Genomic DNA, 15334 nt, shown 5'->3' on the forward strand with positions numbered 1-15334 from the left:
ATCGGGCATTCCTTTTTTACGTTCTGAGGAAGAAAAATAAAAAGAGAAGACGATAACTTTAAGGAAGAAAGGTGCGAAATTATAGTTCCTTCATTATAATAGTGTGCAGATGGAGCGTTAAGGAGAAGTGGGGAAATGGAAACGATGTGGAGTGTTTGGTTTTTTATAGTAGGAGCGGTTCTGGCTTCGTTTGGCGGAGTAGTCGGCTATCGTCTGCCAAAGGGAATGAAGATTACAGGTGTAGAACGCTCACAATGTGATCATTGCCAAAGGCAGCTGAAATGGTATGAGCTGTTTCCTATTGTTTCTTTTATTGCTGCAGGCAGGAAATGCGGGACGTGTAAAAAGCATATTCCTGCCATCTATACGGTAATAGAAGTGTTAACAGGTGCACTTTATGCCTTTTCCTACATAAAGTATGGTTTCTCAGTGGAACTGCTTTTAGTGTGCTCACTTTTATTGTTATGTGCCATTATTTTTGTATCGGATTTATTGTATTTCATCATTTCAGATAAGGTATTGATTGTGTTTTTCGTTTGGTTTTTGGCATTGCAGGTCGTTTTTGAATATAGAAGCTGGCTAGATGCAGTGGCGGGAGGCTTGCTAGGGTTCTTGTTTTTGTTGCTGCTCGCGATTTTATCAAAAGGCGGTATTGGCGGCGGGGACATTAAGCTGATGGGTGTGCTTGGACTGGTGCTTGGGTTTCAGGGGGCGTTTATAACGCTCATGATCGCATCAGTAGTGGGTTTGGTTATTGGCGTTACAGGAATATTGCTGAAAAAGTTTACCCGAAAAACGGAAATTCCATTTGGACCGTATTTAGCATTGGGTGCGCTGGTGACTTATTATTATAGTGTGGAGTTGTTGGAGAGGATTTTTTGACAAGAAGGTGAGAGTAGAAGGGATAGAGATTTTTTAGTAGTCGCCTTTAATGGGGTGCCACTATAAAACCAGGTGAAAAAAAAGAAGTGGATAGTGTTACGTACAAAACATGGAATCCAGGAACTCGTGGCAATGGTTAGGTGAACTTAAAAAATGATTAAATCAACTAATTAAATTTAGTTGGTTTTTTTATTTTTAATACTTTTTTCCTAGTAGTCAGTATTTACGTTTTACATCAATAATTACCATTAAAATACAGGGTTTTAGTTTTGAAAACACATTTTTGGGGAATTTGAATTTTAGTAAATATGGTTATTTTTTCATATTTTTTATGATTATATTCCTAGTATAGTTAATTCGTCCGATTGTCGATTAAAGTCGAAGCGTGAAAGGGAGTAGTAAGAAGGTTGTGGAAACGTCCATAAAACCTTTATATATAAAGGTTTTAGAGAGATTGACGCTCAGTGAAAAAATGTGATAATTTTGGCATGATTCATTTTACATATTTCATACTTAGATAATTTTGTGTTTTTGATTACTGGAGGTTAACGAATAATGGTCGACGCAAAACGCAAAGCACTTATATTTTTAGTTGTAGCATTTATTTTAGCAGTTGTCACAGCTGGGGTAGTTTTAAACGAAATTCGAAAAGCCCAGCAGAACCTAACAGAAACGACTAAAGTTGCAGCATTAGAAGGAAACATTAAATCAAATGAGGCCATAACATCCTCCAAGATTAAGTGGGTTGAAATCCCTAAAAATGCAGCCGTTTCTAACTTTATACAGTCTGAGGGGGATTTGAAAAATCAGGTTGTCCTAACAGATATGAAAGACGGTGACATATTAACGAAAAACGTCTTGCGTTCCAAGATAGATATATCTAAGGGGCATAGAGTAGTATGGCTTAACCCTACTGAAAATGTACTAATTGATGAGAATGTTACGGAAGGTGACCGTGTAGACATCGTTGTTTCTATGGAAGAAAAAAATGTAATGACCACCAAAAGAGCATTAAAAGGCATTCATGTAGTAGAAGTAGATGATGATGTTGAAATTGAAAAGAATAAGACGACTAGTGTAATCAAAGTTTCCCTTTCTATTGAGGATGCTGAAAAGCTGATTCATTACCAAAATACTGCACAGCAGATAAGAATATTAAGAGTTAATGAATTAGAAGAGAAAAATACAGAGGAGAAGAAGGAGGAAGCTGCACCAGCTGCTAAACCGGCTGCACCTGCACCAGCTACTCCTAAGCAGAATCCAGCACCCCAAGCTAAACCAAAAGCAAACTAGTATCGTAGAAGGGAAGTAAGTAGCATGAATGGATATAAAGTTTTAATTGTTACTAAGAGTGAGATATACATAAACACTCTTAAACCAATCATTGAAGAAAACAACTTGCAGGTAGATATCATAGGGGAGTGGAGTGGAACAAATCTAGAAATTAATCAATACTCTATCCTTTTTATCGATCACCAGTCCTTTAAATCATTCGAATCCTTTAAAAATCAGAATAAGTTAATCGTAATAGGTTTACTAAGTGAAAAATCATTTGAACTTGGTCGTCAATGGATGCTTGCTGATGCATCGGATGTGATTATTCTTCCTGAGGAAGAGTATCGTGTGCAAAAAGTTCTTGATACAGCAAAAGAGAAAATTAGTTTACTTCAGTCCTTAGACAAAAAAGAAAGCACTGGAAAAGCCTATGCGTTTTACAGCAGCAAAGGCGGGAGCGGGAAAACTCTACTTTCAGCTGCAGTCGGTCAAGGACTTCAGATTTTTGGTGATTGTAAAGTGGCCATTATAGATTTAAATGCCCAGTTTGGCGGTCTTGATACAATACTGGGTATTGATCATAAAAGGTCTTATTATGACCTTCAACCTGTTATCCAAGAGATGAATATTAGACACATTGAAAACATTGCTTATAAAGATGAACGGACTGGCAACGTTATTGTGCTAGGTCCTCAAGATCTGGCGAAAGCAGAAGAAGTAACGACTGAACTTATCATTAAACTAATCCGTATCTGCAAAGAGCATTACGATTATGTTCTTCTTGATATTCCATCTTATTTTAACCATATTACCTATACAGCACTGGGTGAAGCTGATCATATTTATTACGTGCTTACACCAGATAGCATGGGATTACGAGGGTATAAAAACACAGAAGATTCGTTTGCCCGCTTCCAGCTTGGTATAAGGAATAATGTTTCTATTCTTTTGAATAGAGTCCATGCCAAAAATGAATTATCAAAGAAAGATATCGATGAAATGATTTCAAGACCGATCGTTAGTGAAATCAGGGCAGATTTTTTTAATCTTCAGCCACATGTAAATATCGGTAAACCGTTTTTTACGTCTAAGAAAGAAAAACACTCATCCAAGGCATTAAAAGATATTAAGAAATTTGTTACTAGCATGGAGAAGTGAGGTGATAAAAAATGGGTTCTTGGATTAAAGAAATAACTGCAAAATCACCTTTAGTACCTGACCATGACTGGGATGTGAATGATAGTCAGCTTGAACAGCTGGTCCGGCATTATAAAGCTCGGATTATTAAGGAAGCCAACCTTGAATCTATAACGATTCTGCCGGCACAAGAACGGAAACAAACCATTGAACGTCTCGTAACCCAGATGATTCAAGAAGAACGTGTAATTATTCCTCAATACGAGATGGACCAGATTGTTACACAAATCATTAATGAATCGGTTGGTTACGGCCCGTTGGAAGCTTTATTAGAGGACGACTCTATAACCGAGATTATGGTAAATGGTCCAAATGAGATTTTTATTGAGAGAAAAGGGCGTTTAGAAAAGACACCTATTCGCTTTAAAGATGAAAAACATATCCGCCATATCATCGATCGGATCATCGCACCTTTGGGAAGGCGTATTGATGAAAGTTCTCCCATGGTAGATGCCCGCCTTCATGACGGAAGCCGTGTTAACGCAGTCATTCCGCCTGTTAGTCTCGATGGTTCAGTCATGTCGATTCGTAAATTTAACAAAACACCATTTACCCTACAGAACCTGCAGGGATTTGAAACATTCTCACGAGATATGGGCGAATTTCTCCAAGCGGCTGTTCGTGCTAAATGTAATATTCTCGTTTCTGGAGGTACAGGAAGTGGTAAGACGACGTTGTTAAATGTCTTATCTGGATCCATTCCACAAGGTGAACGCATAATTACGATTGAAGATATGGCAGAATTACGATTCCATCATGCAAACCTAGTGAAAATGGAAGCTAGACCAGAAAATATGGAGGGCAAAGGCGAAATCACCATTCGCCAGTTAGTAAGGAATGCTCTTCGTATGAGACCAGATCGTATCATTGTGGGTGAGGTGCGTGGATCAGAAGCGATAGACATGCTGCAAGCTATGAATACAGGTCACGAAGGATCATTAACCACTGTCCATGCCAATACTCCAAAGGATGCTTTAGGAAGACTAGAGGCCATGGTCATTATGTCTGGTTTGCCGCTAACTGTTGATGTTATTAGAAGCTACTTTGTTGGAGCACTTGATCTCATTGTACAAACGAACAGACAAATTGATGGGAAACGTAAGATTGTAAGTATCGCTGAAATTAAAGAGGAAGACGGAGAAATTAAGGTCCTCGAAATATTTAAATTTATACAAGAAGGTGTAAATGCTAAAGGCGAAGTTATTGGCCATTTTGCACCGACAGGGTATGTTCCTGAAGCTTATAAACGAATGAAAACATTTGGGATATCTATTAATGAAACCATGTTCCAAAAGGAGGGTACTGAATGATCCTCGCATGGACAACATTGAGTTTAGCGATCTTTTCGTTTTTCCTAGCCATTTTTTTTATTAAAAGAAGTTCTAGCAACAAGCAGGTCAAAAAACATGTAGAATCGTGGTTTGTAAAAGAAAAGAAGAAAGAAAGAAGCAGTTTTATTGTTGGAATAGGTGATAAATACGATCGATCAGAACTTGCTGAAGAGTTATCAAAAAAGCTTGTTCAGGCCCACATTCCATTGAAAGCATCCGAGTACGCGGGAATATGTATAATGCTATTCTTTTTACTCTGGTTTATGAACCACTTTATTTTAAGTCTTGTATTCCCGCTTGATGCATCCATTTCATATTTTATTGTTTGGCTGGGTTCAAAGTTTTTATTAAAATCCCGCCAAAACAAGCGAAGTGAAAACTTCAATAAACAGCTTCCCAATATATGCCGGATGATGAGTAACTCTGTTAAAGCAGGTTTAACCATTCCTCAAGGCATTGAAATGATTGCTCAGGAAGTTAAAGCACCTGCAGGACCTGAATTTAAAAAGATCGACCAGCAGCTTAGTCTTGGGGATGATTTTGAAGAAGTCATGATGAGACTACGAGATCGTTTTGATAGTAATGATCTGCATATTTTTGTTTCTACTTTACTCATTCAGAGAAAGGTAGGAGGCAACTTAGCCGAAGTTTTGAGTTTAATGGCTCAAACTCTAGAAGAGCGAGCTCGGGTGAGCAAAGAAATAGATACCGTTACCGCAGAGGCGAAATTCATTTCGTATATCTTGCCAGTCATGCCGATAATGATGGCTATGATGATGAACCTATTTATTCCTGGATTTCTTAATCCTCTCTTTACACCATTTGGGTTAATTTTGTTAGCTGTTTTTCTTGGAATGCAGTTTATCGCTTTCTTGCTTATTAAGAAGATTACTAGGATTAGGGTGTAAGTTATGGGTCAAATATTAGGTTTATTCTCAGTATTAATGACATTTTTTATTTTACTATTTATATTAATTGGCTTTGTTTATTTGTATTTGTACATTGCAAAAAAAGATAATTTAATCAAATACCTGCATCAAAGAGAGAAGAAGAAAAGAAAAAAGCGCAGTTTAAGAGAAAGTATGATAAGTCCTCTTTTGAGGGCTGCAAAATATGCGGAACCTACAGCCAAAAAATATCCATTTTTTGCGAATCAAGAACAGGATACTCTGTTTTTAACAAGAGCTGGAAATCCCTTGGGTCTCACACTCGACCAATTTTATGGAATGCGTTTTATTTCTGGACTTGGAGCTCTATTTTTTAGCTCTATATATTCCATTTTAGGCATGCCATTCTCGTTAATTGTGCTTTTGATTTTTCCAATAGCAGGATTTTTAGGGCCACAGCTTTGGCTGCGGATGAAGGCTAAAGAAAGGCAAGAGTCAATCAGCGTGTCTATGCCAGATTTTCTTGATACTGTGAGTGTTACGCTTCAAGCAGGTGTCAGTCTGGATGGAGCGTTAAAACAGGTTACCAATCAAATGGATGGCCCATTAAGTGAAGAGATTGAGCGTTTTAACTATGAGATCGATTTAGGTGTAACTAGGAAACTAGCTTATCAAAATCTAATATCTCGTAATTCATCAAAAGAACTGGAGATGCTTGTAAACTCTCTCATTCAAGGTTCAGTTTTAGGAGTTCCTGTTTCTCAGACATTTCGTATACAAGCGGATGATTTAAGAGCTATGAGAGGCTTTAAAGCGAAAGAAAAGGCAGCAAAGGCAAGCCCGCAGATCACACTTGTAACAACATTCTTTGTTGCTCCTGCTGTATTTTTCTTAATCATTGGGCTTCTGCTTTTAAATATTATTTACAATCCAGGGGCGTTCGGATTAGATAGCTTCTTTTAAATAATAAAAAATATAAATAGGGAGAGATTTAAATGTTTACAAAATTATATGTGAAAACAGTTAGTGCTTGGGAGAACGTTACAGGAAGAGTTCAAAATGAAAGAGGAGCACAAGCGTTAGAGTGGATTGCACTGGGCATGTTAGTACTAGCGATTATGGCAGCAATTGCTACTGCTTTTAAAGGTGACACGTCTGTAGGTACAGCAGTGAAAAACCAATTAATCAAATTGATTAATGGGATTGGCGGTTAAACCGAGTCTCTGGGGTGCCATATGAGATATATAAAAAAATACATTAAGAATGAAAGAGGATCGCAGCTAATAGAGTTTTTAGCTGTGTTCCCTATGATCATATTTTCTTTGCTATTTATATGGCAAGTTGCTTTAGTTGCCTATGCCGTTGTTGTTTCAGAAGCAGCAGCTCGAGATGGTGCACGTGTGGCATCGGTTGAAGGGGATTATGAAGCAGCGGTAGAAAGCTCAGCATACGGATTAGATCTTCAAAGTGTTTCAAGTTCGACCGGTGATTCTAGTTATGGAAAAAATGTAACGGTTACAGTAGTTACAAAAGTTCCAACTGTATCTGTTCCCTTTTTAGGAAAGATTGATTATGACTTGAAAGCCGATGCAACTATGCCAATGGAGGAGGATGAAACCGATGAATAATAACTACTTAAAAAATGAAAGAGGTAGTACCCTTTTAGTAGTTATGGGTTTGCTTATGGCAGCCATTTTTATCAGTTTCATCTTTTTTGATTTCTTTACTACATTTGCTGCAAAACGAGTGGGTCAAACTTCTGCTGACTCCGCTGCACTTGCTGCCGCTGAAGAGGCAAAACAAATTTATGATAAAGAGCTCAGAAAACAAATAAAAGATCGTCTGGATGATCTTAAAAGTGAAAAAGAAGCTGAAAAAGAAGAAGGAAAAGAGGGAGCTGAACCTGCAGAGGGTGAAGGGATCTCTACACCTATTACTGGGATAGGTGATGCCCTCTTTGGAAAAGAAATGCCACCTGGGGTAGAAAAATGGATAAATGGTAGTATTGTAGATCTTGACTCAATGGATTTAAATGAAGCCTTAAAATATTTATTTGAACAAGACGAAATTAATCATATTAGTTGCGGATCTATTGAGGATGCATTTCCTCAGGTGGAAGAAGCAGCACGCCATTATGCAAAGTTAAATGGAGCAGAAGAAGACGTTGAAGTCGAGTTTCCATATGAAGGGGAATTCAAAGTTTTTGTGAAAGTTAAGAAGAAAGCTGAATTTGTTACGGTTGATGAAAATATGTTTTCAGGTGATGAAAATAAAGTACGAGCAGAAGCCGCAGTAAATATAGCTACACCCAAAGGGATTGAAATTACCTGTGATTAAGAGGGAGACAAAATGAGCCGTAAACGATCTTTATTAGCTATTATTCTATGTTTATTATTCTCATTCGTAAGTGTTTCCCCTGCTTCTGTCGGAGCGCTTGAATATAATAAAAGTCAGATAAAGCCTACAGAAATGCAGGCGAATGATTCGAATAGCTTTTGGGACTTCTTGCCCTTTGATTTTGGAGATGGATTAAAGGATACTTTAAAAAAAGTGGAAAAGTTCTTTGAGCCTGTTATTAAAGCGCTTGGAGATGCTGTGGATTGGGCAGCAAATGGAATTAAAAGTGTTGGAGACTGGTGGAATTCCCTGAATGATTGGACAAAAGACCTCATTTATACAATTCTTGCCGTATTAGCGGTGGTTGCCGTTGCAGTTGCAGCGTTTGTACTGCTGCCGTTTGTAGGCGTGGCATTGTTAGTAGGTGCTATTATCGGTGCCATTGTTGCAGGTGCTTTTTATTTCTGGAAATATGGTGGTACGGATACCTTTGGATGGGGAGTTCTAGCTTGGGCTTTCGGTGGTGCAGCTCTAGGCGCATTAGGAGGCTGGTTATACAGTATAGGTGCAGTTGGTGCTATGGCTGGAATGCTTCGTGCAGGATTAGCTAGGGGTTTAACCGCAGCCTTAAATGGTATGAGAACTTTTGGTGGCTGGTTAGGGCAGGGTCTGCGTTATATTGGCAGTGGAATGAGAACTTTTGGTGGCTGGTTAGGACAGGGTCTGCGTTATATTGGCAGTGGAATGAGAACGTTCGGAGGCTGGATTGGTCAAGGGCTCCGAACAGGTGTTAGATATCTTCGTTCGTTCGCTGGCTGGATTGGGCAAGGTGCAAGAAGATTCGGGAGCTTTGTTGGAAGAAATGCAATGCAATTTGGACGTTGGGCAGGTGCCAGAGGTCGAGCAGCCTTTACTGCTATAGGTAGGTTTTATGGTGGTTGGGGTGTTTTCTTAAAAGCATTTGGTATAGGCGCTGGTGTGTCCTTTGTATGGGATGTAGGATCTGCCTTGGTAACAGGTGAGCAATTAAACTTTGGTGAGACCTTTAGAAATATGGGTATAAACGGTTTCCTAGCAGGTATAGGAGGACCAATTCCAGGAAAGTTATTTGGCGCTATTACATCTAAGAGCTGGGGAAGTCTTACAGGCTGGGCAACTTTAAGTGCCGGAATAGGGTCAGCTTCATATAGTTTCACAGAATATCTGGATGGTAGTTTTAGTGTTGAGGATTTAATTGTCGGAGGAATAGGTGGATTAATAGCCCTTCCTGGTTCATCTGCAATTGCTAATGCTTTGGGGGATTTTGCGGAACCTATTACTCAACCAATGGGTAATTTTATAAACTCCTTAACCGCTGACGTATATTATTGGAATGACCCTAAATCTCATCCTGATAATGGCTTAAAGGATTTATATAATAAAGGTTTAGATAAGTTCAACGAATTGCATCAATCCATTTTAAATTTGTATAAAAGACCTTAAAGGGGAGATTAAGAATGAATAAAAAATCATATGATTGGTTTTTTTGGGGCCCAATGCTCAGTATTGTTGTTTTAGCACTTATATTATTTAGTACCTCTGCAACAAAACTTCCAAATGGTAACTATATTTTTGATCAATCTATTTTTTCTTATTTTATTGTAGGATTAATGTTTGTTTGTGCAGCTCTGCTTATTTTTGGGAAGGTCCGAGAAAGTATGGGTGGTAAAATTAACGGAAGAACAATCGTTTATACTGCAATAGCAGTACCTGTTGTATTTGTATTAGTATATTTTATTAATAACTAGATATTTAGCTATTAATAAAGAAGGAAGTGACACCATGGATTTACAAAAGCCTGCAGGCTTTTGGAGACGTTTAGGTGCAGTAGTTATAGACGCAGGAGTAGGAGCTGTTATTGGATTTTTCATCGGACCTATTTTTGAAGATGAGAATTTATCCAGAATCGCGATCTGGTTGTATGTAATGGCTTACTATATTCTCGTTCCTGTTTATTGGAATGGATACACGGTGGGTAAACGTGTTACAGGTGCAAGAATTGTTCGTGTTGATGGTGAAAAACTAGGCTTTAAAAATACAATACTTCGAATGCCGGTAGCACAAGTTTTATATACAATCAGTTTTTTAACATTATATATCGTAACTATTTTTATGATCATCTTTAGGAATGATAAGAGAGCTGTTCATGATTTTATAGCAGGAACTTATGTTACGACTGAAGAACCCTAAACAATAAGGAGGCATTTATGAAAAAGTACCTTACACTCTGTATAGTGATAATGTCATTCCTGTTTCTATTGTCAGCCTGTTCCGAATCTACAGCTTCGAAGAATGAAGATCCTCTACAAAAGGAAGAGAAAAAAGAAGAGAAAACTGAATTTCCTAAAGCTGCAACAGAGGCCGAAGATATGATGTTGGAAGGTCCTGGTAAGCTAGTGGATGACAACTATTCAGAAGAAGCAATGAAAGATGCATTTGCAAAAATTCCGAATAAACTTAGTACTAATGAAGCTTATGATGCGGTTATCCATTACTTGGCTGAAGACTACAAGGAAGACTATAAGTATTACAAGAATTTAAACACAACGATTGAAGTGCCTGTATCTGATAAACCAGGTAACGGAAAAGCTTTAAATGTTGCTATTTTACTAGATTCGAGTGGGAGTATGGCTGCTAAAGCTGGCTCAAAAACCAAAATGGAAATTGCCAAGGAAGCAGTTCGTAATTATGCAAGTAAGTTGCCACAAGGGTCTAATGTAATGCTGCGCGTATACGGCCAAAAAGGAAGCAATGCCGATAGTGACAAAAAGGTTTCATGTGAAAGTACGGAAGTTGTATATAAACTTAATACATATAACGAAGACGGTTTTCAGAACAGTCTCGACAAATTTAAACCGACAGGATGGACACCAATTGCTGGTGCAATTCAAGCAGCTCAAAAAGATTTAGTGGGACAAAACGGTGATAAAGCGGAGAATTTAATTTACGTTGTGAGTGATGGTGTAGAGACTTGTGATGGTGATCCAGCTGCAGCAGCTAAAGCAATTGCTGATTCTCCTGCAAAAGCTCAAGTTAATGTCATTGGGTTTGATGTCAATAACGAAGGTCAGCAATCCTTACGAAAAATTGCTCAAGCTGGTGGCGGAGAATACCATTCTGTTAATTCTGCTGCTGATTTTGAGAAATATCTGCTTGGGGAAAAAAATAAACTGTGGCTGGAATGGCAAAGCTGGAGCGACGAGAATTTCATGCAAGCCCAACAAATAGCCAGTGATAAATTTAATGAAGTACAGAATAGGCATAGTGAGGTCTTAAATAAAATCGTTGAAGAAAAGGACCGCCTTGAAAAAGGAGTTAAACTTTTAGGTGAATTAAAGAAAGTGAAAAATGGCTTTGAAGTTGAAAAATTAATCAACGATCGATATAACACACTCGTAGATTATGATGATGTTACGTTTAAAACACTACAAAGTGAAATAGAAGACAATCGTGATGCTTTACAGGAAGCGATTGAAAACAAAAGAAATCAGGAACAGGACAGTCTTGATTAGAACTAACAACAAAGAGATGGCAACCCCATCTCTTTCTTTTTGAATACGTATAGGGGAGATTAATAGAATGAACAATAAGCTTACAAGTATTCTTCTATCATTTATAGTGCTTGCAATGACCGCCTGCAGCGCAGACCAGAACGGCTCAAGCAGCCCAGCAAAAGAGGAAAAAAAGGATAAATACACCGCTCTTGCTGAAGAGGCAAATAAAGATGAAAAGTTAGAGAAGCTTGAGCTGCTTCCATATGCAGAAGAGGTTGAAGTGACTTTATCAAGCCCAACGTACAAAGAGTTTAAGGCAAACTCTACTGTTTTAATCAAAGGAAAAGCGGAAAAGTATAGCGGATTTAAGTCGGATTACGTATGGATCAAGGTGAGAAGTGAGGAAGATGGTCCTGTTGGACGTGAATTTAGCTATTATGCCCCTATTAAAGAAGGGAAGTTTGAACAGAAGGTCCAGCTGTTTAACGGGAAAGGCAACTATTCTGTAAAAGTCAGTGTGCCTAGTGAAACGGCGGAAGATTATTTTTATGATATTGCAGAATTTGATGTTGAAAACGTGAATCCAGAAGTGAAGCGTGACGTAGCGCTCACTAAGAACGCTCTTGAACACGGATTAGTGTTAAAAAATTCCATAAATGGGTATATGGAAAGAGATGGATCTTTTGAGCTTGAAGGAGTAGTTGGAGATACACGTGTAGAACAGCTTATGGTGGAACTGAAAAAAGAGAGTGAATCTACAAAAATCATGATTCCTGTTGAGGACGGAAAGTTCAGCAAGAAAATTCCCCTCTATTATGGGGAAGGTGTTCATGAAGTTCAGATCATGACGCCGAAAGAAGGCATGTCGAACTATTATTCTGAAGCGGCCAATCTTTTCGTGAAGAATCTATCAAGTGAATCCTTTGAACCTATCAATTATTCTTCAGTATATAAAGAAAAAGGGTTCAACCTGGAGACACCTGAAGTTGGCGGTGAAAAGGCAGATCTCACTTATAAGATTAAGGGAAGTATCAATCCTAGCGGAAAAGACGCGAACAAAACAGATGTTGTATTTGTCCAGACTGAAAAAGATAATCTGAAAGCGATGTACGCTATACCAGTTAAAAACAATAAGTTTGAAGGCGAGTTTTTCCTGCGTTTCGGACCAGGGGAATACGAAGTCTCATTAATGGCCCCTGACTTTACATTAACAAATGGGTATGTCCAGCATTTTGTAGGAGTAGCAGGTTTTACGTTAGAGAACACAAATGCAAAAGACCAGCGATTTACACTGCCCTCAAGAGGAATTCAGTCAGACGCTCCTGAGATTAAAAAGTTAGCAGATCAACTGACGAAAAATAAGAAAACGGAAAAAGAAAAGGCTCTTGCTGTATACGAGTATGTTGCGAAAACTGTGAGCTATGATGTGGATAAATTGAACAACCGGACATTCGAGTTTGATGATAGCGCATTGAAAACCTTGGACGAGAAAGAAGGAGTATGCCAGGACTTCGCTTATTTGGCAATCGCATTGTTACGAGCTAGTGGAATGGAAACTCAGATGGTGACTGGATATGCAGGTCAAAATCATGCTTGGGTGGAGACGAAAGTTGATGGACGCTGGCTGACAATGGATCCAACGTGGGGTTCAGGATACCTTCAGAACAACAAGTTCGCACCTAAATTCACGATGGAATACTTCGATCCAAAACCAGCAGAGTTTCAGAAGACTCATACGAAGAAAGAAATTGAATTTTAAGAACGTGTAATAAAATTAATACAAGAATTTGCTGATGAAGCAAGGAGTCAGTAATTTTTAATTATAAGAAATTTATTTAGTTCCCCGGTCTTCTTTAAAAAGACCGGGCCTTTTAAAATGTTTAACAAATGCCCAATAAGAGAAAAATGTACAAGAGAAAGGCGGGATTCCGAGATGAGCTATGAAGATTTAGCCCTACATACAGATAAGTATCAGATCAATATGATGTACGCCCATTGGAAAAACGGAACGCATAACAACATAAGAGTGTTTGAAGCATTTTTCCGCAAAAATCCATTTAAAAGCGGCTATACGGTATTTGCCGGACTTGAGCGAATCATCCATTATGTAAATCATCTCCGTTTTAATGAAGATGATATTGATTATTTAAGAATGCAGGATGAACAATATGATGAAGAGTTTTTAAACGAATTAAGAAACTTTGAATTTACGGGAGAGCTTTTTTGTGTAAAAGAAGGGACTGTAGTGTTTCCAAATGAACCCCTCATTCGGATTAAGAGCCGTGTATTCGAGGCTCACTTGCTTGAAACAGCTCTTTTAAATTTTATGAACTACCAGACGCTTATTGCAACAAAAGCTGCACGTATCCGGCATGTTGCTGAAAATGATCAGTTAATGGAATTTGGTACACGCCGGGCTCAAGAAGCGGATGCTGCGATATGGGGTGCGCGTGCCGCATATATTGCAGGTTTTGATGCCACTTCAAACCTGCGTGCAGGAAAGCTCTTTGGTATTCCTACAAAAGGAACGCACGCCCACGCTTGGGTTCAAGATCATGATTCTGAAGAAGAAGCTTTTAAACGTTTTGCAAAAGCACTTCCTGACCAAAGTATTCTCCTAGTGGATACATATAATACGTTAAAAAGCGGAGTGCCTAATGCGGTAAAAGTCGGATTAATGATGAAAGAAGAAGGAAAATCGCTTAAGGGAATCCGTCTGGACAGCGGAGATTTGGCTTACTTCTCCATTCAAGCTCGTAAAATGCTGGATGAAGCAGGACTTCATGATACTGTAATTGTTGCGAGTAACGATTTAGATGATGATGTTATTACAGATCTAAAGACACAAGGTGCCAAGATTACATCTTGGGGAGTAGGAACTCAGCTGATTACGGCTTCAGACCAGCCTGCACTTGGCGGAGTATATAAAGTAGTAGCGAAGTATGAAAATGGTGAGTACGTTCCTACGATAAAAATCTCATCTAATGTAGAAAAAATAACAACGCCTGGATATAAAAAGGTGTATCGCATTATTAATACTAAAGGAAAAGCAGAAGCGGATTACATTGCCATGGAAGACGAAGTTATTCCTGAAAAAGATATTAAGCTTTTTGATCCTGTACACACCTATAAAAATAAAGTTGTTTCATCATTTACTGCAGAAGAGCTTTTACATCCTATATATATAGAAGGAAAGCTCGTATATGAACTTCCAAAGTTAGAAGAAATCAGGCAATACCATCAAGAACAGCTTAAATTGTTCTGGCCGCAGCATCTTAGAAGACTTAACCCGCAGGAATACTTTGTAGACCTTTCTGAGAAAGTGTGGAAGACGAAAAATGACCTGTTAGAGAAGTATTCTTTATAGACTCTAGACCTCTTTTTCAATGTGAAAAGAGGTTTTTTAATAAAAAATTTAAAAAACCGTTGACGGTGCCTTGAAACGCTGATATAGTAATAAACGTTGTTGCTTTTCTTACATATTAATCGACAAAAACAAACAAAACTTTTTAAAAAAGATGTTGCATCACATAGTCGATATGTGGTAAGATAGTTTTTGTCGCTGATTTAAGAGAGTGACGCAAACAAGTTCTTTGAAAACTGAACAAAAGAAATAGGTAAGGAATTACATTTAATTCCGTCAGTTTTAAAACTAGAGCAAGTCAAACACTTTTATGGAGAGTTTGATCCTGGCTCAGGATGAACGCTGGCGGCGTGCCTAATACATGCAAGTCGAGCGAATGATGAGGAGCTTGCTCCTCTGACTTTAGCGGCGGACGGGTGAGTAACACGTGGGTAATCTGCCTGTAAGACGGGGATAACTCCGGGAAACCGGGGCTAATACCGGATAACAAGAGAAGAAGCATTTCTTCTTTTTGAAAGTCGGTTTCGG

15 protein-coding genes and 1 rRNA gene are annotated in these 15334 nt (G+C 38.4%); all 16 read left to right on the top strand.

Features of this window, described 5'->3' with window-relative positions:
* The first annotated feature begins 135 nt into the window (after nucleotides 1-135).
* Nucleotides 136-882: a prepilin peptidase gene (locus M3196_RS19535; RefSeq protein WP_251324016.1), complete on the top strand. Its 747-nt coding sequence runs from the start codon at nucleotides 136-138 to the stop codon at nucleotides 880-882.
* Nucleotides 883-1437: 555 nt separating this feature from the next.
* The gene (gene cpaB / locus M3196_RS19540) at nucleotides 1438-2175 is read left to right on the top strand and encodes a Flp pilus assembly protein CpaB (protein ID WP_251324017.1); all 738 of its coding nucleotides are present in this window, start codon (nucleotides 1438-1440) and stop codon (nucleotides 2173-2175) included.
* A gap of 24 nt (nucleotides 2176-2199) precedes the next feature.
* Nucleotides 2200-3315 (top strand): AAA family ATPase, encoded by a 1116-nt coding sequence (locus M3196_RS19545; RefSeq protein ID WP_251324018.1) that lies wholly within the window; start codon nucleotides 2200-2202, stop codon nucleotides 3313-3315.
* An 11-nt stretch (nucleotides 3316-3326) separates the two neighbouring features.
* Nucleotides 3327-4664 carry a CpaF family protein gene (locus tag M3196_RS19550; protein ID WP_251324019.1) on the top strand — a complete coding sequence of 446 codons (1338 nt, stop codon included), beginning with the start codon at nucleotides 3327-3329 and terminating at the stop codon, nucleotides 4662-4664.
* Nucleotides 4661-5593, top strand: coding sequence for a type II secretion system F family protein (locus M3196_RS19555; protein WP_251324020.1), 933 nt, complete (start codon nucleotides 4661-4663; stop codon nucleotides 5591-5593). The genes M3196_RS19550 and M3196_RS19555 overlap by 4 nt, the downstream gene beginning before the upstream one ends.
* A 3-nt stretch (nucleotides 5594-5596) precedes the next feature.
* Nucleotides 5597-6535, top strand: a complete 939-nt coding sequence (locus tag M3196_RS19560) for a type II secretion system F family protein (protein ID WP_251324021.1) — start codon at nucleotides 5597-5599, stop codon at nucleotides 6533-6535.
* Nucleotides 6536-6567: 32 nt separating this feature from the next.
* Nucleotides 6568-6786 carry a hypothetical protein gene (locus M3196_RS19565; protein WP_251324022.1) on the top strand — a complete coding sequence of 73 codons (219 nt, stop codon included), beginning with the start codon at nucleotides 6568-6570 and terminating at the stop codon, nucleotides 6784-6786.
* A 21-nt stretch (nucleotides 6787-6807) separates the two neighbouring features.
* Nucleotides 6808-7200, top strand: a complete 393-nt coding sequence (locus M3196_RS19570) for a TadE/TadG family type IV pilus assembly protein (RefSeq protein ID WP_251324023.1) — start codon at nucleotides 6808-6810, stop codon at nucleotides 7198-7200.
* On the top strand, nucleotides 7193-7909 hold the full coding sequence (locus M3196_RS19575) for a pilus assembly protein TadG-related protein (protein ID WP_251324024.1): 717 nt from the start codon (nucleotides 7193-7195) through the stop codon (nucleotides 7907-7909). Before M3196_RS19570 ends, M3196_RS19575 begins: the two co-directional genes overlap by 8 nt.
* Nucleotides 7910-7921: 12 nt before the next feature.
* Nucleotides 7922-9391, top strand: a complete 1470-nt coding sequence (locus tag M3196_RS19580; RefSeq protein ID WP_251324025.1) for a hypothetical protein — start codon at nucleotides 7922-7924, stop codon at nucleotides 9389-9391.
* A 14-nt stretch (nucleotides 9392-9405) separates the two neighbouring features.
* On the top strand, nucleotides 9406-9696 hold the full coding sequence (locus M3196_RS19585; RefSeq protein WP_251324026.1) for a hypothetical protein: 291 nt from the start codon (nucleotides 9406-9408) through the stop codon (nucleotides 9694-9696).
* A 34-nt stretch (nucleotides 9697-9730) separates the two neighbouring features.
* Nucleotides 9731-10138 carry an RDD family protein gene (locus M3196_RS19590; protein WP_251324027.1) on the top strand — a complete coding sequence of 136 codons (408 nt, stop codon included), beginning with the start codon at nucleotides 9731-9733 and terminating at the stop codon, nucleotides 10136-10138.
* Between the two features lie 17 nt (nucleotides 10139-10155).
* Nucleotides 10156-11460, top strand: a complete 1305-nt coding sequence (locus tag M3196_RS19595; RefSeq protein WP_251324028.1) for a VWA domain-containing protein — start codon at nucleotides 10156-10158, stop codon at nucleotides 11458-11460.
* A gap of 67 nt (nucleotides 11461-11527) precedes the next feature.
* Nucleotides 11528-13201: a transglutaminase domain-containing protein gene (locus M3196_RS19600; RefSeq protein ID WP_251324029.1), complete on the top strand. Its 1674-nt coding sequence runs from the start codon at nucleotides 11528-11530 to the stop codon at nucleotides 13199-13201.
* 174 nt (nucleotides 13202-13375) lie between these two features.
* Nucleotides 13376-14809: a nicotinate phosphoribosyltransferase gene (locus M3196_RS19605; protein WP_251324030.1), complete on the top strand. Its 1434-nt coding sequence runs from the start codon at nucleotides 13376-13378 to the stop codon at nucleotides 14807-14809.
* 304 nt (nucleotides 14810-15113) lie between these two features.
* Nucleotides 15114-15334, top strand: a 16S ribosomal RNA gene (locus M3196_RS19610); the annotation flags it as partial.

The organism is Fictibacillus nanhaiensis (assembly GCF_023715445.1).
Lineage (GTDB): Bacteria > Bacillota > Bacilli > Bacillales > Fictibacillaceae > Fictibacillus > Fictibacillus nanhaiensis_D.